23 protein-coding genes are annotated in these 20,338 nt (G+C 69.5%); 12 read left to right on the top strand and 11 right to left on the bottom strand.

Annotated elements, in window-relative coordinates; genetic code table 11:
• The first annotated feature begins 129 nt into the window (after nt 1-129).
• The gene (locus tag ACZ5UM_RS15340; protein WP_464845161.1) at nt 130-1,173 is read left to right on the top strand and encodes a radical SAM protein; all 1,044 of its coding nucleotides are present in this window, start codon (nt 130-132) and stop codon (nt 1,171-1,173) included.
• Nucleotides 1,174-1,424: 251 nt separating this feature from the next.
• On the opposite strand, the gene ACZ5UM_RS15335 is transcribed toward ACZ5UM_RS15340, so the two are convergent.
• Both ACZ5UM_RS15335 and ACZ5UM_RS15330 read right to left on the bottom strand, forming a co-directional pair.
• Nucleotides 1,425-2,180 carry an alpha/beta hydrolase gene (locus ACZ5UM_RS15335; RefSeq protein WP_464845160.1) on the bottom strand — a complete coding sequence of 252 codons (756 nt, stop codon included), beginning with the start codon at nt 2,178-2,180 and terminating at the stop codon, nt 1,425-1,427.
• Between the two features lie 70 nt (nt 2,181-2,250).
• Nucleotides 2,251-2,397: a hypothetical protein gene (locus tag ACZ5UM_RS15330; protein ID WP_464845159.1), complete on the bottom strand. Its 147-nt coding sequence runs from the start codon at nt 2,395-2,397 to the stop codon at nt 2,251-2,253.
• A gap of 237 nt (nt 2,398-2,634) precedes the next feature.
• Between ACZ5UM_RS15330 and ACZ5UM_RS15325 the strand changes: the two genes are divergently transcribed.
• From ACZ5UM_RS15325 to ACZ5UM_RS15310, 4 genes are read left to right on the top strand one after another with little or no spacing between them, the layout of a single operon-like run.
• Entirely contained in the window at nt 2,635-4,419 is a 1,785-nt protein-coding gene (locus ACZ5UM_RS15325) for an L-lactate permease (protein WP_464845158.1), read from the top strand.
• Between the two features lie 13 nt (nt 4,420-4,432).
• Nucleotides 4,433-5,164 carry a (Fe-S)-binding protein gene (locus tag ACZ5UM_RS15320; protein WP_464845157.1) on the top strand — a complete coding sequence of 244 codons (732 nt, stop codon included), beginning with the start codon at nt 4,433-4,435 and terminating at the stop codon, nt 5,162-5,164.
• Nucleotides 5,161-6,645: a LutB/LldF family L-lactate oxidation iron-sulfur protein gene (locus ACZ5UM_RS15315; protein ID WP_464845156.1), complete on the top strand. Its 1,485-nt coding sequence runs from the start codon at nt 5,161-5,163 to the stop codon at nt 6,643-6,645. The genes ACZ5UM_RS15320 and ACZ5UM_RS15315 overlap by 4 nt, the downstream gene beginning before the upstream one ends.
• Nucleotides 6,642-7,367 carry a LutC/YkgG family protein gene (locus ACZ5UM_RS15310; RefSeq protein ID WP_464845155.1) on the top strand — a complete coding sequence of 242 codons (726 nt, stop codon included), beginning with the start codon at nt 6,642-6,644 and terminating at the stop codon, nt 7,365-7,367. The genes ACZ5UM_RS15315 and ACZ5UM_RS15310 overlap by 4 nt, the downstream gene beginning before the upstream one ends.
• Before the next feature lie 363 nt (nt 7,368-7,730).
• Here ACZ5UM_RS15310 and ACZ5UM_RS15305 read toward each other — a convergent pair whose 3' ends face one another.
• From ACZ5UM_RS15305 to sufC, 7 genes are read right to left on the bottom strand one after another with little or no spacing between them, the layout of a single operon-like run.
• A complete protein-coding gene (locus ACZ5UM_RS15305; RefSeq protein ID WP_464845154.1) occupies nt 7,731-8,045 on the bottom strand; it encodes a metal-sulfur cluster assembly factor in 315 nt (104 codons plus the stop codon).
• A 6-nt stretch (nt 8,046-8,051) separates the two neighbouring features.
• Nucleotides 8,052-8,357: a bifunctional 3-phenylpropionate/cinnamic acid dioxygenase ferredoxin subunit gene (locus ACZ5UM_RS15300; protein ID WP_464845153.1), complete on the bottom strand. Its 306-nt coding sequence runs from the start codon at nt 8,355-8,357 to the stop codon at nt 8,052-8,054.
• Between the two features lie 14 nt (nt 8,358-8,371).
• Nucleotides 8,372-9,772: a Fe-S cluster assembly protein SufB gene (gene sufB / locus ACZ5UM_RS15295; RefSeq protein ID WP_464845152.1), complete on the bottom strand. Its 1,401-nt coding sequence runs from the start codon at nt 9,770-9,772 to the stop codon at nt 8,372-8,374.
• Nucleotides 9,765-10,232 carry a Fe-S cluster assembly sulfur transfer protein SufU gene (gene sufU, locus ACZ5UM_RS15290; RefSeq protein WP_464845151.1) on the bottom strand — a complete coding sequence of 156 codons (468 nt, stop codon included), beginning with the start codon at nt 10,230-10,232 and terminating at the stop codon, nt 9,765-9,767. The genes sufB and sufU overlap by 8 nt, the downstream gene beginning before the upstream one ends.
• Nucleotides 10,222-11,454, bottom strand: coding sequence for a cysteine desulfurase (locus tag ACZ5UM_RS15285; RefSeq protein ID WP_464845150.1), 1,233 nt, complete (start codon nt 11,452-11,454; stop codon nt 10,222-10,224). Before ACZ5UM_RS15285 ends, sufU begins: the two co-directional genes overlap by 11 nt.
• The gene (gene sufD, locus ACZ5UM_RS15280; RefSeq protein ID WP_464845149.1) at nt 11,455-12,603 is read right to left on the bottom strand and encodes a Fe-S cluster assembly protein SufD; all 1,149 of its coding nucleotides are present in this window, start codon (nt 12,601-12,603) and stop codon (nt 11,455-11,457) included.
• Nucleotides 12,604-12,606: 3 nt separating this feature from the next.
• On the bottom strand, nt 12,607-13,392 hold the full coding sequence (gene sufC / locus ACZ5UM_RS15275) for a Fe-S cluster assembly ATPase SufC (RefSeq protein WP_464845148.1): 786 nt from the start codon (nt 13,390-13,392) through the stop codon (nt 12,607-12,609).
• A 352-nt stretch (nt 13,393-13,744) separates the two neighbouring features.
• Between sufC and ACZ5UM_RS15270 the strand changes: the two genes are divergently transcribed.
• The 6 genes from ACZ5UM_RS15270 (at nt 13,745) to ACZ5UM_RS15245 (ending at nt 17,754) form a co-directional block, all read left to right on the top strand.
• Nucleotides 13,745-14,473, top strand: a complete 729-nt coding sequence (locus ACZ5UM_RS15270; RefSeq protein ID WP_464845147.1) for a helix-turn-helix transcriptional regulator — start codon at nt 13,745-13,747, stop codon at nt 14,471-14,473.
• A 79-nt stretch (nt 14,474-14,552) separates the two neighbouring features.
• Nucleotides 14,553-15,101: a hypothetical protein gene (locus tag ACZ5UM_RS15265; protein ID WP_464845146.1), complete on the top strand. Its 549-nt coding sequence runs from the start codon at nt 14,553-14,555 to the stop codon at nt 15,099-15,101.
• The gene (locus ACZ5UM_RS15260) at nt 15,098-15,427 is read left to right on the top strand and encodes a hypothetical protein (RefSeq protein ID WP_464845145.1); all 330 of its coding nucleotides are present in this window, start codon (nt 15,098-15,100) and stop codon (nt 15,425-15,427) included. Before ACZ5UM_RS15265 ends, ACZ5UM_RS15260 begins: the two co-directional genes overlap by 4 nt.
• A gap of 137 nt (nt 15,428-15,564) precedes the next feature.
• Nucleotides 15,565-16,221: a SanA/YdcF family protein gene (locus tag ACZ5UM_RS15255; RefSeq protein ID WP_464848399.1), complete on the top strand. Its 657-nt coding sequence runs from the start codon at nt 15,565-15,567 to the stop codon at nt 16,219-16,221.
• 56 nt (nt 16,222-16,277) lie between these two features.
• Nucleotides 16,278-16,913, top strand: coding sequence for a ribonuclease HII (locus ACZ5UM_RS15250; RefSeq protein WP_464845144.1), 636 nt, complete (start codon nt 16,278-16,280; stop codon nt 16,911-16,913).
• A 79-nt stretch (nt 16,914-16,992) separates the two neighbouring features.
• Complete coding sequence (locus tag ACZ5UM_RS15245; RefSeq protein ID WP_464845143.1) at nt 16,993-17,754, top strand: GNAT family N-acetyltransferase; 762 nt, start codon at nt 16,993-16,995, stop codon at nt 17,752-17,754.
• Between the two features lie 58 nt (nt 17,755-17,812).
• Here ACZ5UM_RS15245 and ACZ5UM_RS15240 read toward each other — a convergent pair whose 3' ends face one another.
• The gene (locus ACZ5UM_RS15240) at nt 17,813-18,751 is read right to left on the bottom strand and encodes a hypothetical protein (RefSeq protein WP_464845142.1); all 939 of its coding nucleotides are present in this window, start codon (nt 18,749-18,751) and stop codon (nt 17,813-17,815) included.
• Between the two features lie 155 nt (nt 18,752-18,906).
• On the opposite strand from ACZ5UM_RS15240, the gene ACZ5UM_RS15235 reads away from it, so the two are divergent.
• On the top strand, nt 18,907-19,503 hold the full coding sequence (locus ACZ5UM_RS15235; protein WP_464845141.1) for an NUDIX hydrolase: 597 nt from the start codon (nt 18,907-18,909) through the stop codon (nt 19,501-19,503).
• Here the strand turns inward: ACZ5UM_RS15235 and ACZ5UM_RS15230 are convergent.
• Nucleotides 19,427-20,317, bottom strand: coding sequence for a S1C family serine protease (locus ACZ5UM_RS15230; protein WP_464845140.1), 891 nt, complete (start codon nt 20,315-20,317; stop codon nt 19,427-19,429). The genes ACZ5UM_RS15235 and ACZ5UM_RS15230 overlap by 77 nt on opposite strands.
• Between the last annotated feature and the right edge of the window lie 21 nt (nt 20,318-20,338).

The following is a 20,338-nucleotide window of genomic DNA, read 5'->3' as shown; positions in this document are numbered from 1 at the left end:
GCAATGTAGCAGAAGATTCGAGCCTGCGAGGGAGGGCCTACTGCCGGAGGACCATGGACGGGGCGGGAGCGCGTGGTTTATGCTATTTATATCTAGAGTCATTCTAAATTGAAAGAGGTGGGACGTCCAGTGCGCGAACTGCCGAAGGTGGACTTCAACGAACGCCCCCTCATCGTGATCTGGGAAGTGACCCGGGCCTGCGCGCTGGCCTGCCGGCACTGCCGGGCCGAGGCCATCCCCCGGCGCGATCCGAACGAGCTCACCTTCGAAGAGGGCTGCCGCCTCATCGACCAGGTGAAGGAGCTCGATCCCCCGCTGTTCGTGCTGACCGGGGGCGACCCGTTCATGCGCAGGGACCTGCCCGACCTGGTCCGGTACGCGACCTCCATCGGGCTCCGGGTGTCCAGCAGCCCCAGCGGCACCCGGCTGGCGAACCTGGAGAACATGCGGCGCTGCGCCGAGGCGGGCCTGCAGCGGGTGGCCTTCAGCCTCGACCACGCCGACGAGGAGGCCCACGACGCTTTCCGCGGGGTGAAGGGCTCGTACCGGTGGACCATGGAAGGGATCGCCTCCGCCCGGGAGGCCGGCCTGGTCGTCCAGATCGGCACGACCGTCTCCCGGCACAACTGGCGGGTGCTCGACCGGATCGCCGAGAAGATGGAGGAGATCGGGGTCGCGCTCTGGTCGCTCTTCTTCCACATCCCCACCGGGCGGGGCCAGATGGCGGACATGCTGACGGCGGAGGAGAACGAGGAGGTGCTGGAGTGGCTGGCGGAGTACAGCCGCACCGCCCCGTTCCCCATCAAGACCACCGAGGCCCCGCACTGGCGGCGCGTGCTGCTGCAGAAGGGCATGGAGATCCCCGTCCAGGGCGTGAACGACGGCAAGGGCTTCATCTTCATCTCCCACACCGGCGAGGTCAACCCCTCGGGCTTCCTGCCCTGGAACGCGGGCAACGTGCGGGAGACGACGCTCGCGAAGATCTACCGGGAGTCGGAGGTTTTCCGGGCGCTGCGCGACCCCGGCAGGCTCAAGGGGCGCTGCGGGGCCTGCGAGTACCGGGAGATCTGCGGCGGCTCCCGGGCCCGGGCCTTCACGGTGCTCGGGGACTGGCTGGAGGAGGACCCGGGCTGCAGCTACGTGCCCGCCGGGTATCGCACCGCGGCGGTCTAGGCCGGTGTTCGCATCCGCCGGTGGCCCTCCCCGTCCGGCGGCGCCGGGCATGACAAAGGTGCTGTCCCCCGGTCACCTGAGCGACCGGGGGACAGCACCGTTTCGTGTCCAGGCGAATCCGACTCAGCGCCGGGCATTCTCCGGCTGGCGGCGCGACTGCCGCCGCTGCACGGCTTCCGCAATGGCAGCGGCCAGGTCGTCCGGCCGGGTGCCCGGCGCACCGGACGGCGCCGGTTCCCGTGCCGAGTGCGTCAGCTGTGCTTGCGGATGAACGCCAGGGTCCTTTCGAGGATGAGCTCCTTGTCGTTGTCCAAGGTGGCCACGTGGTAGGAGTTCTCCAGCCAGAGCAGCTCCTTGTCGGTGCTGGAGATGCCGTTGTAGATGAGCTCGCCGTTGAAGACGGGCACCACGTGGTCCTCCCGGGACTGGACGATCAGCGCCGGGCACTTGACCCGGGGCAGCAGCATCTCGGCCACGGCGCCGATGGCGATGAGGTGCTTGATGGCCGGCACCGGGGTGACCGGGTATGCCAGCTCCTTCACGCCCTCGGCCTTGATGTCGCTGCCGATGCCCGGCAGCTCGGCCGGCGCGTCCGGGTTGAAGGCCAGCGCGGCCAGGTCAGGCGCATTCATCCTGAGCGCGGCGTTGATGGGGACGATGCCGGCGAATCGGTCCGGATACTGCCCCGCCGCCCAAACGGTCAGGGCGCCGCCCATGGAGAGGCCGGTCATGAAAAGGACGTCGCAGCGCTCTTCCAGCCACCGCATCGCCGCCACGATGTCCGCCGTCCAGTCGGAGGCGGTCGATGCGGCCATGTCGGCCGGGGTGGTGCCGTGACCCTTCAGGCGGGGCATGGCCACCGTGTACCCCGCCCGGGCGATGCCCTCCGCCAGGAAGCGCATCGACTGGGGGGAGCCTGTGAACCCGTGGGAGACCAGGACGCCGGTGCGGCTGCCGACGCTGTAGAGCGGTTCTGCGCCGGGGAGAACCTGAACCGTGGCTGTCATGCCGGAACCACTCCTCTCTCGGGCATTTTCCTGCGCATCTTCGCTTCTCGAAGGGTTCCGGCAATTCCTGCTACTCGCGGTCAACTCCTTCCGTCGGCACCAGTCGGGCCTGGGCCGGCAACCGCTCCAGGTCGGCGCCCACCAGGTCGATCCGGAGGCCCTCCAGGAACCACTGGCACTTCCCGATCATCTGGCCCCTGGCGTACTCCCGCCGCATGCAGAGCGCCTCCGTCCCGCCCAGGTCCACCGCGCGGATGTCGGCCAGCGTCTCCCCGGGCGGGGGCCAGGGTGGAACCGGTAATGTGACAAGGATAACAATACAAAAAAGGAGGAATTACACGATCCGTGGCCAATATGGATGGTCTGATGGCCTGACCACCTGGCCGCGGGTCCGCGGGCGCGCACGCGGCTGCCCACGGGCCGGGGGGCGGGCCGACCAAAGGGAGGGATTGTGGTGCCGTCTGGCGCACTGGCCTTTCTGGCCGTCAGCCCGATCCTGACCGTGTTCCTGTTCCTGGTTATCCTGCGCTGGCCGGCGCGCCGGGCGATGCCCCTGGCGCTGGCTGTGGCGGCCGTGGTCTCCATGACCGTCTGGAAGGTGAGCGGGGTGCAGGTGGCCGCCTCCGTCGCCCAGGGGGTCGTGGTGGCCCTGGACATCCTGTTCATCGTCTTCGGTGCGCTGCTGCTGCTGGCCACGCTCCGGGAGAGCGGCGCGGTGGCCACCATCCGGCGGGGGTTCATGGACATCAGCCCCGACCGGCGCATCCAGGCGATCATCGTGGGCTGGCTGTTCGGCAGCTTCATCGAGGGGGCGTCGGGCTTCGGCACACCCGCCGCCGTGGCCGGGCCGCTGATGCTGGCGCTGGGCTTCCCGGCGTCGGCCGCCGTCATGGTGGGCCTCATCATCCAGTCGACCCCGGTGACCTTCGGGGCGATCGGCACGCCGGTGCTCGTGGGGGTAAGCACCGGGCTGAACACCGAGATCGTACAGAACTACGTGGCGGCTTCGGGCTTCGGCCAGTGGACCGAGTACCTGGGTCAGATCGCGTGGCGGGCGGCGCTCCTGCACTTCGCCGCCGGAACCCTGATTCCGCTGTTCATCAGCAGCTTCCTGACCGGCTTCTACGGCGAGCGCCGCTCCTTCGTGGAGGGCCTGAAGGCGTGGCGGTTCGCCCTCTTCTCCGCCTTTGCCATGACCGTTCCATACCTCCTGGTGGCCTTCTTCCTGGGGCCGGAGTTCCCGTCCCTCATCGGCGGCCTCGTGGGCCTGGCCATCGTGGTGACCGCGGCCCGCAAGGGCTTCCTGGTGCCGGCGGAGGTCTTTGACTTCCCGGCGCGCTCCCGGTGGGAGAAGGACTGGATGGGAACCATGGAGGGCGAGGTGGGCCAGGAGCGGCCCGGCATGACCCTGCTCAAGGCGTGGCTCCCCTACGTTCTGGTGGCGGGCCTGCTGGTGCTGACCCGCGTTCCCCAGGTGGGGCTGAAGGCGCCCTTGAACAACATCGTAATCGCCTGGCCGAACATCTTCGGCACCAGTCTGTCCGCTTCCGTGACGCCGCTTTACTCCCCCGGCTTCATCTTCATCCTGGTCTCGCTGCTGGTGGTGCTGCTCCACGGGATGAAGGCGTCCGAGGTGAAGCGCGCGTGGTCGTCAGCCTTCCGGCAGGTGCTCGGGGCCGCGCCGGCGCTCCTCTTCGCGGTGCCGATGGTGCGGGTCTTCATCAACTCGGACGGCGGGGCGTCGGGCCTCGCGTCGATGCCCATCACCCTGGCCACCGCCGCCGCCAGCGCCGCCGGCGCCGCCTGGCCGCTGTTCGCCCCCTGGATCGGCGCGCTCGGGGCGTTCGTGGCCGGCTCCAACACCGTCTCCAACATGATGTTCGCCCTCTTCCAGTGGGGCGTGGCGGACCAGATCGGGGCCATCCGCGAGGTGGTGGTGGCCGTGCAGGCGGTGGGGGGCGCCGCCGGCAACATGATCACCGTGCACAACGTGGTGGCGGCCGCGGCGGTCGTGGGCCTGGCCGGCCAGGAGGGGTCAATGATCCGCAAGACCATCATCCCCATGACCTACTACGTGCTGCTGGCCGGCTCGCTCGCCTACATCTGGAACTACGGGGTGGGGCTGAACCTCGGCAGCCTGGTGCTGGCGGGGCTGCTGCTGGTGGGCTTCGGCATCCTGGTGCGCGCCCGCACCGCCGCTCCTGGCCTGTCAGGGGCAGGCAGCGCCCGCGGCGCCTGAGGGGATGGCCGGCATGCGCGTCTCACTGTTCATCACCTGTCTGGCCGACCTGCTCTTCCCACAGGTCGGCGTGGCCACCGTACGGCTGCTCCGCCACCTGGGGGTGCAGGTGGACTTCCCTGAGGGGCAGACCTGCTGCGGCCAGTCCCTGTGGAACAGCGGCTTCCGCGCCGAAGCCGCGGCCCTGGCCCGGCGGCATCTGGCGGCGTTTGCCGGCAGCGAGTACATCGTCGCCCCGTCGGGCTCCTGCGCCGGCATGGTTCACCGCCACTACGAGGAGCTCTTCCGTGACGAGCCCGCGCTGCGGGAGCAGGCCCGGCAGGTGGCGGCGCGGACCTACGAGCTCTCCCAGTTCCTGGTGGAGGTGCTGGGGGTGGAGGACCTGGGCGCCACCTACAAGGGCCGGGCGGTGTACCACAACGGCTGCCACATGGCCAGGGTGCTGGGGGTAAGCGACCCGCCGCTGCGCCTGCTCAGGCGGGTGCGGGGGCTGGAGCTGGCCGAGATGGAGCGGCAGGATCTCTGCTGCGGCTTTGGGGGCACCTTCAGCATCAAGCAGCCGGAGATTTCGGTGGCCATGGCCGATGAGAAGATCGAGTACCTGAACGCCGCGGGCGCCGACCTGCTGGTGGGCGCGGACCTGGGATGCCTGATGCAGCTGGAGGGCCGCCTGCGCCGCCGGGGCTCCCGGGTGCGGGCGCTGCACCTGGCGACCCTGCTGGCCGAGGGGGTGGGTCTGGTATGAGCGTCTCGCCCTTTGCGGAGCGGGTCTCCCGGGCGCTGGCCGACGCCCGCCTGCGGGGCGCCCTGCGCTTCACCACGGACCGGCTTTTCCGCATGCGCCGCCAGGCCATGGAGGTGCTGCGGGCCTCCGCGGAAGAAGGGCTCGCCCTGGGCGACTTCGAGCGGGTACGGGCCCGGGCGGCGGCGATCCGGCAGCATGCGGTGGCGCATCTGGACTACTACCTGGGCCAGGCGGCGGAGCAGATCCGACGGCGCGGCGGGCAGGTCTACTTCGCCCGCACCGCCGACGACGTGGGGCGGGTGGTCCTCGCGATCGCCCGCCGCCGCGGCGCCGACCTGGTGGTCAAGTCGAAGTCGATGGCCTCGGAGGAGGTCCACCTGAACCAGGTCCTGGCTGGGGCGGGCATCGAGGCGGTGGAGAGCGACCTGGGCGAGTACATCGTCCAGCTGGCCGGCGAAACACCCTCGCACATCATCATCCCTGCCATTCACAAGACCCGGGAGCAGGTGGCCGAGCTTTTCGGCCGCTTGGTGGGGCAGGTGCTGCCCACCGACACGCCCACCCTGACGGCCGTGGCCCGCCAGGTGCTGCGGGAGAAGTTCTTGCGCGCCGGAATCGGCGTGAGCGGGGCCAACTTCGTCGTGGCCGAGACGGGAACGCTGGTGCTGGTGACCAACGAGGGGAACGGCCGGCTGGTCACCTCGGTGCCGCCGGTCCACGTGGCCATCGTGGGGATCGAGAAGGTGATCCCGACCCTGGCGGACCTCTCGCCCCTGCTGGCGGTGCTGGCCCGCAGCGCCACCGGGCAGCAGATCACCACCTACACGCACCTGATCACCGGGCCCCGGCGGCCTGATGAGCTCGACGGGCCGGAGGAACTCCACGTCATCTTTCTGGACAACGGCCGGTCCCAGATCCTCGGCAGCGAATACGAGCAGGTGCTCACGTGCATCCGCTGCGGGGCCTGCCTGAACGTCTGCCCCGTCTACCGGCAGATCGGCGGCCACGCCTACGGCGGCGTCTACAGCGGCCCTATTGGCGCCGTGCTCACGCCGCTGCTGGGCGGCCGGGAGGAGTGGTCGGACCTGCCGGTGGCCACCAGCCTCTGCGGGGCCTGCCACGAGGTGTGCCCGGTGGGGATTCCCCTGCACGACCTGCTGGTGCGCCTGCGGACGGAGAACGTGGCCGAGGGCCGCACTGGCGCCGGGGAGCGGCTGGCGATGCGGCTCCTGGCCTGGACCTGGAGCCGGCCGTGGGCCTACCGGCTGAGCGCCCGCATCGCCCGGTGGGTGCAGCGGGGGCTGTTCGGCGGCGACGGCTGGTCCGAGCGGGGGCCGGGCCCCCTCGGCGCCTGGGCCGCCGGTCGGCAGATACCGGTGCTGGCCCGGCAGTCCTTCAGAGAACGCTGGCGGGAGCTGGTGGCGGAACCCGTGCGGCCTGCGGCGGCGCCTGCTCCGCCGCGGGAGGTGGGGCGGCCATGAGCGATCACGAGTTCCTTTCCGCCCTGGCCCGCCGCAAGGGCCGGCAGCGGCCGTTCTCCGGACCCCCGGGCTGGGACAGCGGCCCGTCGCTGCCCGTACCCCCTCCCGACCGGGGCCTGGACGCCCTCTGGGAGCGGTTCGCCCGCGAGCTGGAGAAGCTGGGCGGCACGCCCTACCGGGCCGCCTCGCTGGCGGACGCGCGCGCGTACGTGGCGCGGGTGGCGGCCGGGGCGGCGGAGCGGCTGGCGGCTCCGGCCCCGGGCGGCGAGCGCCCGCTGGTGGTGGCCTGGGACGATCCGGTGGTGGCGTCGCTGGAGCTGGAGGACGCGTTGGGGGAAGCAGGCCTGGACCTGGCGGTCTGGGGCGGGAGCAATCTGACCGGGGGCCAGCAGGCCGGGGCGAAAGAGCTGGCAGCCCGGGCCGTGGTGGGGATCACGGACGTCGACTGGGCGGTGGCCGAGACGGGCACGCTTCTGCTGGGGTCCGGACCCGGGCGGGGGCGCGTGGTCAGCCTGCTGCCTCCCGTCCACGTGGCCGTGATCCGTCCGGCCCAGCTGCTGCCTTCGCTCGCAGAGGCCATCAGGCGGGTGGGGCAGGCAAAGGAGCTGCCTTCCTCCCTGGTGCTCATCACGGGTCCCAGCCGCAGCGCCGACATCGAGAACGACCTCAGCATCGGCGTCCACGGCCCCGGCTCCGTGCACGCCGTGCTGCTGCCCGAGTAGGCCGGTGCGTTGCCGGGGCCCGGAGATGGATGCCATCAAGGCTGCCTTGGGCCAGTAGCCCGGGCGCAAGCTGATGAAAGGGCCGTCCCATTCGGTTGGGACGGCCCCTCTCTGCTGGGCGGGTTACAGTGCTGCCGGCAGCACCTCCAGCACCTCAAACAGGGTGCCCCGCATGAAGACGTTGAAGCCGTACCGGGTGGTCCAGGTGCGGCCCTTCCAGCTCGCTCCGGGTGGGCGTGCCGGTGAGTGTGCCGCGCACGAATGTCCCGCAGCCGCCGGTCCGGGAACCCGCGCCCACGACGCGGTGCCAAAATCGAAATGGCGGCTCCGCCAACCTGGGCGGAACCGCCAGATGAGGGGCTGTCACAGCAGCCCCATCTGCCGGGCCTTCTTCAGCCGTTCGCTCATCCGGTCCGGCGTCCAGGGCGGATCCCAGACCAGCCGCACGTCCACCTGGTTCACGCCGGGGATGGACTTCAGCGCGGCCTCCGCCTGCATCTGAATCAGCGGCCCGACCGGGCAGCCCTGCGACGTCAGCGTCATGTCGATGCCGACGTTGTTGTCCTCGGTGATCTCCACGTCGTAGACGAGCCCCAGGTCCACGATGTTGATGCGCAGCTCGGGGTCGTTGACCCGCTCCAGCACCTTGAGGACCTGCTCCTTGGTGATCTGTGCCACCCGACCTCACACCTCCACCAGAATATCGTTCCCCTGAACCACCACCGGGTAGGTCTCCACCGGGGTGACCGCCGGGAGGGTGAGGGCCTTGCCGGTCCGGATGTCGAACCGGGCCCCGTGCAGGGGGCAGGCCACCTGGTCGCCCATCACCTGGCCCTCGCAGAGCGAGGCGTCCGCGTGGGTGCACGTGTCGTCGATGGCGTAGTATCCGTCGTCCAGGTGGAAGATGGCAATAGGATGACGCTTCACCAGCACCCGCTTGCACCCGCCGGGGGGAATCTCGCCGAGCTCTGCGACCTTGACCAGGGCCATGACGATGTGCCTCCTTAGCCGACGGAACCCTCCATCTCCATCTCGATGAGCCGGTTCAGCTCGACCGCGTACTCCATCGGCAGCTCCTTGGCGAAGGGCTCGATGAAGCCCATCACGATCATCGCCAGGGCCTGCTCCTCGGAGAGGCCGCGGCTCATGAGGTAGAACAGCTGCTCCTCGGAGACCTTGGAGACGGTGGCCTCATGCTCGATGGTGACGTTCTGGTTCTTGATGTCCATATACGGGATGGTGTGGGACTCGGACCCGTCGTCGAAGATCAGCGCGTCGCACTCGACCTTGACCTTGGCCCGCTCGGCCTGCGGCTCCACCAGGATGTGGCCCCGGTAGGTGGTGTTGCCGCCCTCCCGCGAGATCGACTTGGACGTGATGCGGGACGAGGTGTCGGGGGCGAAGTGGTAGATCTTCGCGCCGGCGTCCTGGGTCATGCCCTTGGACGCGACGGCGATGGAGATGACGTCGCCACGCGCCCGCGGCCCCATCAGGTAGATGGCCGGGTACTTCATCGTCACCTTGGAGCCGATGTTGCCGTCGACCCACTCCATCACCGCGTCCTCGTAGGCCACGGCCCGCTTGGTGACGAGGTTGTAGACGTTGGTCGACCAGTTCTGGATCGTGGTGTAGCGGCAGCGCCCGCCCTTCTTCACGATGATCTCCACGACGGCCGCGTGCAGCGAGTCGGTGGAGTAGATGGGGGCGGTGCAGCCCTCGACGTAGTGGACGTTGGCCCCCTCGTCGACGATGATGAGCGTCCGCTCAAACTGGCCCATGTTCTCGGTGTTGATGCGGAAGTAGGCCTGCAGCGGGATCTCCACCGTGACGCCGGGCGGCACGTAGATGAAGGAGCCGCCCGACCAGACCGCCGTGTTCAGCGCCGCGAACTTGTTGTCGGTCATCGGCACGACGGTGCCGAAGTACTCCTTCACGATGTGCGGGTACTCCCGCACCGCGGTGTCCATGTCGCAGAAGAGGACGCCCTGCGCCTCCAGGTCCTTGCGGATGTTGTGGTAGACGACCTCCGACTCGTACTGCGCCGAGACGCCGGCCAGGAACTTGCGCTCCGCCTCGGGGATGCCCAGGCGGTCGAAGGTCCGCTTGATCTCCTCGGGCACCTCGTCCCAGGAGCGGCCCTGGCGGTCGGTGGCGCGCACGAAGTAGTGGATGTTCTGGAAGTCGATCGCCGAGAGGTCGACGCCCCAGGTCGGCAGGGGCTTGGCGTGGAAGACCTCGAAGGCCTTCAGCCGGATCTCCCGCATCCACTCCGGCTCGTTCTTGAACCGGGAGATCGACTCCACGATCTCGCGGGTCAGTCCCTTGTCAGACTTGAAGACGTAGTTCTCCGGGTCGCGGAACCCGTATTTATACTCACCGACGATGTCGCGCGGCTGGCTAACCATTCGTGTCCCCTCCTTCGTACTCCCTCATTCCCTCTTCCAGGCAGTGCCAGGCGAGGGTCGCGCACTTGATGCGCACGGGGAACTTGCTGACGCCCGAGAGCGCCTGAATCTCGCCGAGGGCCTTGTAGTTGCCCTCCTCGCCCTGAATCATCCTGTAGAAGCTCTGCATCAGCTCCTGGGCCTCTGCCAGCGTCTTGCCCTTCAGGGCGACCGACATCATGGAGGCGCTGGCCATCGAGATGGAGCAGCCGCGCCCGTTCCACTTCACGTCGTCGATCCGGCCGTCTGCCCCCAGGCTGACCTGAACCTCGATATCGTCGCCGCAGGTGGGGTTGTGCAGGTGCTTCTTCAGCACCGCGCGCTCCACCGCGCCCTTGTTGCGGGGCTTCTTGTAGTGATCGAGGATGACCTGCTGGTACAGCGCGCTCAGGTTCACCGGATGCCGAGCCTCAGACGTCATAGCCGAAGAACTCCTTTGCGTGGAGGAGGGATTCGACCAGCCGGTCGATCTCCGCCTGGGTGTTGTAGATATAGAAGCTCGCCCGGTTCGTGGCCGGCACATCCAGGATCTCCATGAGCGGCTGGGCGCAGTGGTGGCCCACCCGGATGGCGACCCCGTCGGCGTTGAGGACGGCCGACAGGTCGTGGGGGTGGATGCCCGCCACGTCGAAGCTGATCAGCCCCGCCCGGGGCTGCCGGGGGCCGAAGAGCCGGATGCCCTCGATCTCGGAGAGGCGGTCCCACGCGTACTCGGTGAGCGCCTTCTCGTGGGCGTAGACGTTCTCCATGCCGAGCTCGCTCAGGTAGTCCACGGCCGCGCCGAAGGCGATGAAGTCTGCGATGTTCGGGGTGCCGGCCTCGAACTTCGCCGGCGGCTCAGCCCACTTCGCACCGGTCAGGTGAGCCTCGGAGATCATGGACCCGCCGAAGTAGGTGGGCTCCATCTCCTCCAGCAGCTCCATCTTGCCCCAGAGGAAGCCGGTGCCGGTGGGCGCGAGCATCTTGTGCCCGGCGACGGCGATCCAGTCCGCATCCCAGTCTACCACGTTCACCGGCATGTGCGGAACCACCTGCACGGCGTCCACCGCGACCTTCGCCCCCACCTGGTGCGCCTTGGCGACCATCTCCTTCACCGGGTTGAGGGTGCCCAGCACGTTGGAGGCGCCGGAGAAGGCCACGAACCGCACGTTGCCCTCCGCCAGCAGCTGGTCGTAGTGCTCCTGGTTCAGGGTGCCGTCGGGCAGCAGTTCAATATACTTGATCTGCGCCCCGGTGGCCTGGGCCGCCTGCTGCCAGGGCAGCAGGTTGGAGTGGTGCTCCATGCCCGAGGTGACGATCACATCCCCCGGCCGCAGCCGACGGCGCAGCCAGCCGTAGGCGATCATGTTCAGGGCCTCGGTGCCGTTGCGGGTGAACACCACCTGATCGGGCGAGGGGGAGCCGATGAACCGGGCGATCTTCGCCCGGGCCCCTTCGTAGGCCTCCGTGGCCCGTTCGGCCAGGGTGTGGATGCCGCGGTGGACGTTGGCGTTGTAGCCCTCATAGTATGCAACAAGGGCCTGAATCACCTGGCGCGGCTTCTGCGTGGTCGCTGCATTGTCCAGGTAGACCAGGGGATGGCCGTTCATCTCCTGGTGGAGAATCGGGAAGTCCTGCCGGATACGGGCCACATCCAGGGCCAATTAGCTCACCTTCTCTCCCATGAGGCGGATCATCTCGTCACGCAGTTCCTGCACGGGGATCTGCTCCAGCACCGGCGCCAGGAAGGCCATGACCAGCGTCCGCACGGCCTCCTGCCGGGTGAGGCCGCGGGACATGAGGTAGAACAGCTGCTCCTCGTCCAGCTGGCCCACCGTGGCGGCGTGGCCGGCGCCCTCGACCTCGTGCTCGTTGATGATCAGGGCCGGAATCGAGTCGGCCCGGGCCTTGTCGGAAAGCACCAGCGCCTGCTGCCGCTGATAGGTCGATGCGTGCTTGGCGGCCGGGTTGATCTGGCCGTTGCCCCGGAAGACGGTGTGGGCCCGGCCCGAGAGCACCCCGCGGCCCAGGATGTCCGAACGGCTGTAGGAGCCGTTGTGGACCTGGGAGGCGACGATGTCCTGGTGCTGCCGGCCGGTGGCAGCGAAGACGACCTTCAGGTTCGATTCGGCGCCCTCGCCGGCCACGTCGTTTACGATCTCGGACCGCACCAGGCCGCCGCCGAACTCGCCGCCGACCCAGTCCAGGCCGGCGTCCCGGCCGGTCAGGCCCCGGCGGAACGTGAACGCCCAGGCGTCCTGGGAGTGGTTCTGCAGGTAGCCGTACCGCACCCGGGCGCCCTGCAGGGGGAAGACCTCGACCACGTGGACGCTGAGGTAATCGCCGGCGCCCTCGTACCGCTCCAGGAGGGTGACCTGGGCGTTGTCCTCGGCGATGACCAGCGTGTGCAGGTACTGCGCCTCGCCGTCGCGCGCCTCGTAGATCACCTCGAGCGGCTCTTCCACGACGACGCCCCGGGGCACGTAGAGGAGGACGCCGCCGTTCAGGTGCGCCGCCTGGGCGGCGGTCAGCAGGTTCTGCTCCATCGGGAACAGCTTGCCCAGGTACTGCTCGATGAGCTCCGCGTGCTCGGCGGCGGCCTGGGTCAGCTCGGCGAAGACGACGCCCGCGGGCACGCTGCCCTTCAGGGTGACACGGGCGGTCGCGGGCCGGTACTGGAGCACGTCCAGCCCCTCCAGCGAAGTGCGGCGCCAGGCCTCATCGGTCTTGGCCGGCAGCGAGAGCGTCCCGGTGAGCGACTGAGCGGCCCTGCGCCGCTCCTCCAGGAAGCGGGGTTCGGTGACCGTGGGCATGCGCTACTTCACCCCCGCCTCGGCCGCCTCGTCCACAATCCCGAGTTCAGCCTTGATCCAGTCGTAGCCCTTCTTCTCGATCTCCAGCGCCAGCTCGGGGCCGCCGGTCTTCACGATGCGGCCGTTCATCAGCACGTGCACCACATCGGGCTTGATGTGGTCCAGAATGCGGTGGTAGTGCGTGATGACGATGGCGCCGAAGTCCGGGCCGCGCAGGGAGTTGACCGCCTTGGCCACCACCTTGAGCGCGTCGATGTCGAGACCGGAGTCGGTCTCGTCCAGGATGGCGATCTTGGGCTGCAGGAGGGTCATCTGCAGCATCTCGTTGCGCTTCTTCTCGCCGCCGGAGAAGCCCTCATTCAGGTAGCGGCCGGCGAACGACTCGTCCATCTCCAGCAGCTGCATCTTCTCGGCGAGCATCTCCTGGAAGTCCCAGACCGAAATCTCCTCCCCGCGCACGGCGTTCACGGCCTGGCGCAGGAAGTTGGCGACGGTCACGCCGGAGACCTCGAAGGGGTACTGGAACGCGAGGAAAAGCCCGGCCTTGGCCCGCTCGCTGACCTCCATCTCCAGCAGGTTCTGGTCGCCGAGCATCACCGTGCCCTCGGTGATCTCGTAGCGGGGGTGGCCCATCAGCGCAAAGCCGAGGGTCGTCTTGCCGGCGCCGTTGGGGCCCATGATGGCGTGGATCTCGCCGGGCTTCACCTCGAGATCGAGCCCCTTCAGGATTTCCTTGTCATCGATGCTGACGTGCAGGTTCCGCACAACAAGCGGGACGCCAGTGGTCACGATCGCACTACTCCTTTCACACACTTGAAAATGCAGGTTGAGGTTGATTGGCCGAGCGGCGTGCAACCGGCCCCCGGCGTTACCGGTCCCCGCATTCCCCGGGACCGAGAAAATGGCCGCAACCTATCCACTTGTTTTGCACTGTGGATACAGTGTAAAATAGGATGCAAGCCGTTTGCGGCCGTGGTGCAGGCTCACGCCTCATTGTATGGACCCGATTTACACCGTGTCAATAGTGTTATCAGGTCCATTCCGAGATTTTTAACCAAACTGTGTCGTAAGTATAGACGTGCGATGCTGCCATCGGGTACGGACGGTGACCCGGGCAGCAGGACTGGGGAGGGGGGAGAACTTGGAACGGGATCCGCAGAAGATCAGTGCGGTTCTTGCCGATCCAACCCGGTACAACATCTATCAGTATGTGCTGGTCGCGCCCGACCCGGTATCGGCGGCAGAGGTGGCCCGGCGGTTCGACCTTCATCCCAACGTTGCGCGCATGCACCTGAACCGGCTGGCCGAGGTGGGGCTGCTCAGGCAGCGGACGGAGAAGACCGGAAAGGGCGGGCGGCCCAGCTACGTATACGAACCGTCCGGCAGCGCCGTTTCCCTGACCACCGTGCCGCCCCGGGACTTCCAGCTGCTGGCGGACCTGCTGGTGCAGTCGCTGGCGCTCCTGGGCGAGGGCGGGAAGGAAGCGGTGGAGCAGATCGGCCACTCCTTCGGCCGCCGGCTCGGGCAGGAGGCGCTGGCCAAGCTGGCGCCGGCCCTGAATGCGGCCAACGGCGCGACAGGGCCCCAGGCCCTGCTGGAGGCGTGCGCGATGGCGCTGAGCCGGCTGGGCGTCTCGGCCCGGGTGATCAAGGGGCCCGGTGACCGGCCCAGCCTGGTACTGAAGTCGTGCGGCTTCCACGAGGTCGCCTCGGCCCATCCCGACCAGGTCTGCCATCTCTGCAAGGCGATGGTCGAGGGCGTGGCCGAGACCTGCGCCGAGGCCCCGCCGGCCGTCACCCAGGCGGGAACCGTACCCCGGGGGGATCTGGAGTGCGTCTATGAGGTAGACGGCCTGATCCGCCTCGAGTAGTCAGTTTCATGACCGAGCGCCCGCAGGCCGGTGTGGGGACCCGCCTGCGGGCGACGACGCGCACAGGGGGGAGCAGCGGGTGAGGAAAGGGTCGAGCGGGCGGCGGCTGCCGGCGGCGCTGGCGGTGATGCTGGCGATGGCGCTGCTGCTCGGGTCCGGGCAGCCGGCGCTGGGGCACGCCATGGACCTGTTCGGCCACGTGTCGGTGGACGAGCAGGGCACGGTGGTGGCCCGGCTGGTCGATGTCTACGGCGGGCTGGTGGAAGGACAGCGGGTGGAGTTGTACGCCAGGCCGCAGGGCGGCCGGGCAGGCGCACCCGTGGTGATGGAGGAGGTCTCGCCGGGCACCTACCGGGGGCGGGCGGTGCCCGACCGGGCGGGGCCGTATGAGGTCGTCATCGACCTGCCGCTGGGGGGCGACCTGCACCGGATCACCCTGCAGGTGGAGCCGGGTGTGCCCGTGCCCGAGCAGTACCTGATGATGGATCAGATTGAGCCGCTGCTGTCCTGGACGCGGCTGCTGTTCGCGGCGGCGGCGGTGGTTCTGGTGGTGGGTTCGGTGATCGCCTGGCGCCGCAGGCCCGCCGGCCCGGAACCGGATGTGGCGGGAGGAGGCGTGGCGGAGTGAGGCGATGGGCGATCGCGCTCGTGCTGGCGGCCCTGGCGCTGGCGGGATGTGGTGGGCAGCGGAGCGAGGCGCCGAAGCTGTCGGTGACCGCTTCACAGGAGGACGGGGCGCTGGTGGTGCACGTCAAGACGGAGAACTGGCAGGTGGGCAAGGACGGCCACGTGCACATCTACCTGAACGACGGCCCCGAAGCCATGATCTACGGGTATACGTATCGGGTCCCGGATATTGAGCCCGGAGAGTACAAGATCCACGTGGAGCTGGCGAACCGGCGGCACGAACATATCGGCGTTTCGGAGACCATCTACTTCGAAGTGAAGCCATGACGGAAAGGCCCGCAGCCGAGACGGTGTCGGCTGCGGGCTGCTCTGTATATGGAAATCCCGCGAAGGTGAACACGCGGGCGCCGCAGAACGTCCAATAGACGGCGCGTGGCGCGAAAGGGGGGCAGCGGGTGCGGCGGATGTGCAAGTTGGGCAGGCGCCTGGCGGCCCTCGCGGCGCTGGGCGCGGCCCTGGTGCTGCTGATCAACGCCCTGGTCTACTTCCCCGGCCGCAGCCGCATCACGACGGCGGAAGCGGCACAGCCTGCGCAGGTCGCGCTGGTGCTGGGCGCCGGCGTGTCGGCCGGCGGCCACCCCACCCCGATGCTCCGGGACCGCCTGGAGACGGCCCTCACGCTCTACCAGGCGGGCAAGGTGCAGAAGCTGCTGCTCTCCGGCGACCACGGCCGGCCCGACTACGATGAAGTGAACGCGATGCGGCGCTATCTGGAGGAACGGGGCGTGCCCCCGGAGGACCTGTTCCTGGACCATGCCGGGTTCGACACCTACGACTCCATGTACCGCGCCGCCGCGATCTTCCAGGTGGAGGACGCCATCGTCGTCACCCAGGCCTTCCACCTGCCGCGGGCCCTGTGGATCGCGGAGCGGCTGGGGCTGAAGGTGCAGGGGGTGCCGGCCGACCGGTTCCGGTACGGGGTGGAGCGGGCCTACGCCGCGCGGGAACTCGCGGCGCGGGTGAAGGCGTTTGGCGAGGTGGCGGTTCGGCGTCCGCCCGCCTTTCTGGGCCCGGCCATTCCCATCACCGGCGACGGCCGGGCGACCCACGACCAGCCCTGAGCGGAGGTGCGGTGGTATCGGCCCGCAGGCGAGAGCAGCGGAGGAGGTGCGGCGGGATGGCGGACCTGCGGCTGGAGCGCGTGCTCTGGCGGCACGGTTTTCAGGTGATCGGGGTGGATGAGGCCGGCCGCGGCCCCCTGGCCGGTCCGGTGGTGGCGGCGGCATGTATCCTGCCGGCCGACGTTTCCCTGCCGGGGGTGAACGATTCCAAACGGATGACCGAGCGACAGCGGGAGGCCGCCTTCGCCGCCGTGCAGGAGGCGGCCGTCGGCTGGGGCCTGGGCATCGTGGAGGCGGCCCGGATCGACGAGGTCAACATCCTCCGGGCGACGTTCGAGGCGATGGTCCAGGCGGTGGAGGCCGCCCGTGCCATGGCTGCGGCCCGCCTGGGCCGCGCCGCGGCCGCCGCCCTGCTGGTGGACGGCAACCGGCCGATCCCCCAGTGGTCCGGCTGGCAGCGGCCGGTGGTGGGCGGCGACCGCAAGTCGCTCTCCATCGCCGCCGCGTCGGTCCTGGCCAAGGTGACCCGCGACCGCATGATGGTCGAATACGATGCCCTCTATCCCGAGTACGGGTTTGCGCGCAACAAGGGGTACGGGTCGAAGGAGCACTGGGACGCGCTGGAGCAGCACGGGCCCTGCCCCCTGCACCGGCGCACGTTCATCGGCCACAGGCAGCTTCGCTTCTTCTGATCGGCCGGGGCAAATGGCGCTTTCGCCGGATGGGCTGCAGGGTCCCCGTGTGGTATCCTGGAACGCGGGAGGGGTGGCCATGCCCTATGAGCTGCGAGACCTCTCGCCCGCCCTCGCCTACGCCCGGAGCCAGCCGGAAGCGGGATTCGCACTGCTGAGGTCGCTGCAGGGCGGCCTGCGGCCGGGTTTTGCCGCGATCGTGGACAACCCCGAGCAGGTGAGCGCCATCATGCTGGTCAGCCGCCCGGACTGGCGGCGCGGCGGCCCGCTCATCACCCGCATCCAGCTGGACGCCGTGGCGTCGGCCGAGGCCCTTCGCCTGCTCGCCTGGATGCCGCCCGCCGCGCAGGTGTGCGTCTGCACCTACCGGCCTTGGCTGCAGGAGCTGGTGCAGGGCTCGCTGGAAGCTGCCCGGTCGGTGCAGCACGTGATCTGCATCGCCGACCGGCAGCAGTTCCGCCCCGACCCGCGGGCGGAGATGGCCGTCGAGATCGGCCCCGCCGAGGTAGGCCGGTACGGCCTGGCGGCCGACCTCCAGCTCCGGGAGGGGGACCGGCTCTTCGGCGTCGTGCGGGATGACCGGCTGCTGGCCTGCGCGGCGATGGGCCTGCCGGAGGACGGGTATGTGCCTGTGCGGTACCTGTTCACCCAGCCGGCCGAGCGGCGCCGGGGCTACGGCTCCGCTGCACTCTCGGCCGCCGTGCAGGCCGGGCTCGAAGCGGGCCGCGCGGTGCTGTGCCGGCTGCCCGTGTCGGAGCTCCCGCTGCTGCACCTCGCCGCGCGCCTGGGCTTTGCACCGGTCTGCCGGGAGTGGAGCGCGGAAGGGCGGGCGAGGCCTTGAGACCCGGAAATCCATGTAAAGAGCGGCGCAGTCCTGGCCGGATGCGCCGCTTTTCTCATCAAAGCCCGGTGAGGATCTGCTCCCGCCTGCGCCGGATGTCCTCCAGGTCGTCCCGGACCCGACGTTCCTCCTGTTCGAGCAGTTCCATCAGGTGGTCGACTTGCGTCCGGGCCTCCTCAATTCGCTTTTTGGCCTGGTTGATGCGGTTCAGGATCGCGAAGTCGACGAAGAAGTTGTCGAAGAAGTAGTCGGCGAACCGGGCGAAGCCGCTGAGCTCCAGCGGCGGCAGGTTCACGAACGAGCCGACGTCGGCCAGCTCCCGTCGGAAGACGTCGAGGTCGTGCCGGGCGGCCTGCAGCGCCGCCTGGGCGTCATCGAGCCGCGAGTGCTTGACCATGGTGGAGAGCCAGCCGCCGCCGAACATGTCCCACGCGCCCCACGCCTGCGCGGAGCCGAGCAGTTCGGCGACGCGGGCGAGCCCGGCCTGCGCCCCGATGCCCGCGTTGCGCGCTTCTTTGATCTCGCGGGCGCGGGCGCGCACCTGTGCCTCCTCTTCGTCCAGCGCGAGCAGCTGGTAAGCGGCGGGCCCCTGCTCCTCCCGGATCCGGCGCTCCTTCTCTGCCAGCAGGGTCCGGAACTCTTCCTCCGCGCCGGCCAGCTCGGCGGCCTCCTTCCGAATGGCCTCCAGATCCGCCCGCAGCTCTTCCGCATGGCGGCGGGCCTCCTCATAGCGCACCAGGGCCTCCGCGGCCTCCCGCCGCTCCCGGTCCAGCCGCTCGACCCGATCGGTGAACAGCGTGGCGAGCAGGGAGCCGAGCGAGCCCGACTCCAGCCGCTCCACGTCACGCTGTTCCTTGGCCAGCTTTCGCTTCAGCTCTTCCGCTCTGGCCGCCGCGCGGCGGTACTCTTCTTCCACCCGGGCGGCCTGCCGATCCAGCTTCTCCTTGCGTGCCTGACGTTCGGCGGCTGCGGCCAGCCGCCTGTTCAGCTCCTCCATGTGGCGCCGTCCCCCCTCTCGCCATAAAGATGATGCTACACCGGCAAACGGTTCGACGCAACTTCGCCGGGGAACCGTCTAAAGGAGTTCCTGCAGAAGGTGTGGAAATTCCCACAACTGGGGCGGGCGCCTCGGGCCGCCTGCCTTAACGGGAGGTGGCGGAGACGCTGAAGTTCTGTGCTGCCTGCGGGGGCGGGCTGGAGCTGCGGTTCGTGCCGGCGGAGGGGAAAGAGCGGCTGGTGTGCCGCGCCTGCGGCCGCATTACTTACCTGGATCCCAAGATCTCGGCCTGCACCGTGCCGGTGCTGGGCGGCCGGATCCTGCTTGCGCGGCGGGGCATCGAGCCCGCGCGCGGCCGGTGGGTGTTCCCCGGGGGCTACATGGAGCGGGGCGAAACCGTGCCCCAGGCCGCGGAGCGGGAGACCTTCGAGGAGGTCGGCCTCCGGGTGCGGGCCACCCGGCCGGTTGGCATCTACTCCTACCCCGACTCGGTCGTCGTGGTGATCGTCTACCACTGCGACGTGCTGGGCGGTGAACCGGCGCCCAACAGCGAGACGCTGGAGGTGCGGCTCTTCGCGCCCGAGGAGATCCCGTGGGACGAACTGGCCTTCACCAGCACCCGGGACGCCCTGCGCGACTTCATCGCGCAGCGGGCACAGGGCTGGCCGCCGCGCCTCAGCGCCGCGCCGGCGCCGGCAGCTCGGCCACCCGGACAGGCACCTCCAGGAGACGCCCGCCCCGGAGCACGGTGAAGGGGACCGTGGCGCCGACGGGGGTCCTGCGGACCTCGCGGCGCAGGGCCTGCACCGACGGGGTGGGCACGCCGTTCACGGCGGTCACCAGGTCCCACGCCCGCAGGCTGGCGCGCGCGGCCGGGCCGCCGGGCTCCACCTCAGCGACCAGCACGCCGCGCTCGGGCAGGTCCAGCGCCCGGGCGAGCACCGGGTCGATCACCTCGGTCGTCCCGGCCAGGCCGACGTAGGGGTGCTCGGCGCGGCCCGTCCGGCGGAACTGCTCCACGACCTGCAGCACCTGCCAGGACGGGATCGCAAAGCCGATGTTCTGCCCCCTGGCCAGCACCAGCGTGGGGATGCCGACCAGCCGGCCCTGCAGGTCGACCAGGGCGCCCCCGCTGTTGCCGGGGTTGATGGCGGCGTCGGTCTGGATGAGGCCGTCCAGTCCGCCGATGATCCGGTCGACGGCGCTCACGACGCCCGTCGTCACGGTCCAGCCGAAGCCGTAGGGGTTGCCGATGGCGACCACCAGCTGGCCGGGCACGACGGACGCCTCGCCCGCCAGATCGATCCGCGCGCCTGTCGGCGATTCGGTCTGCACCAGGGCCAGGTCGTACAGCGGGTCCGCAGCCACGACCCGGCCAGGCCGGGTGACGCCGTCGGCGAACGTGATGGCCGGCGCGGGGTTCTCGCCGACCACGTGGGCGTTGGTGATCACGCTCTGCGGGTCCAGCAGGACCCCGGAGCCCTGCCCCCTGCCGGCTCGCACCTGGACGACGCCGGGGCCCACCTGCGACGCGACCTTTGCGAAGGGTTCCTTGTGCCAGTTCATCGGCAGCACCACCTTTGATCA

It is taken from the genome of Symbiobacterium ostreiconchae, from assembly GCF_055396975.1.
This window is presented reverse-complemented; position numbering and strand designations above follow the sequence as displayed.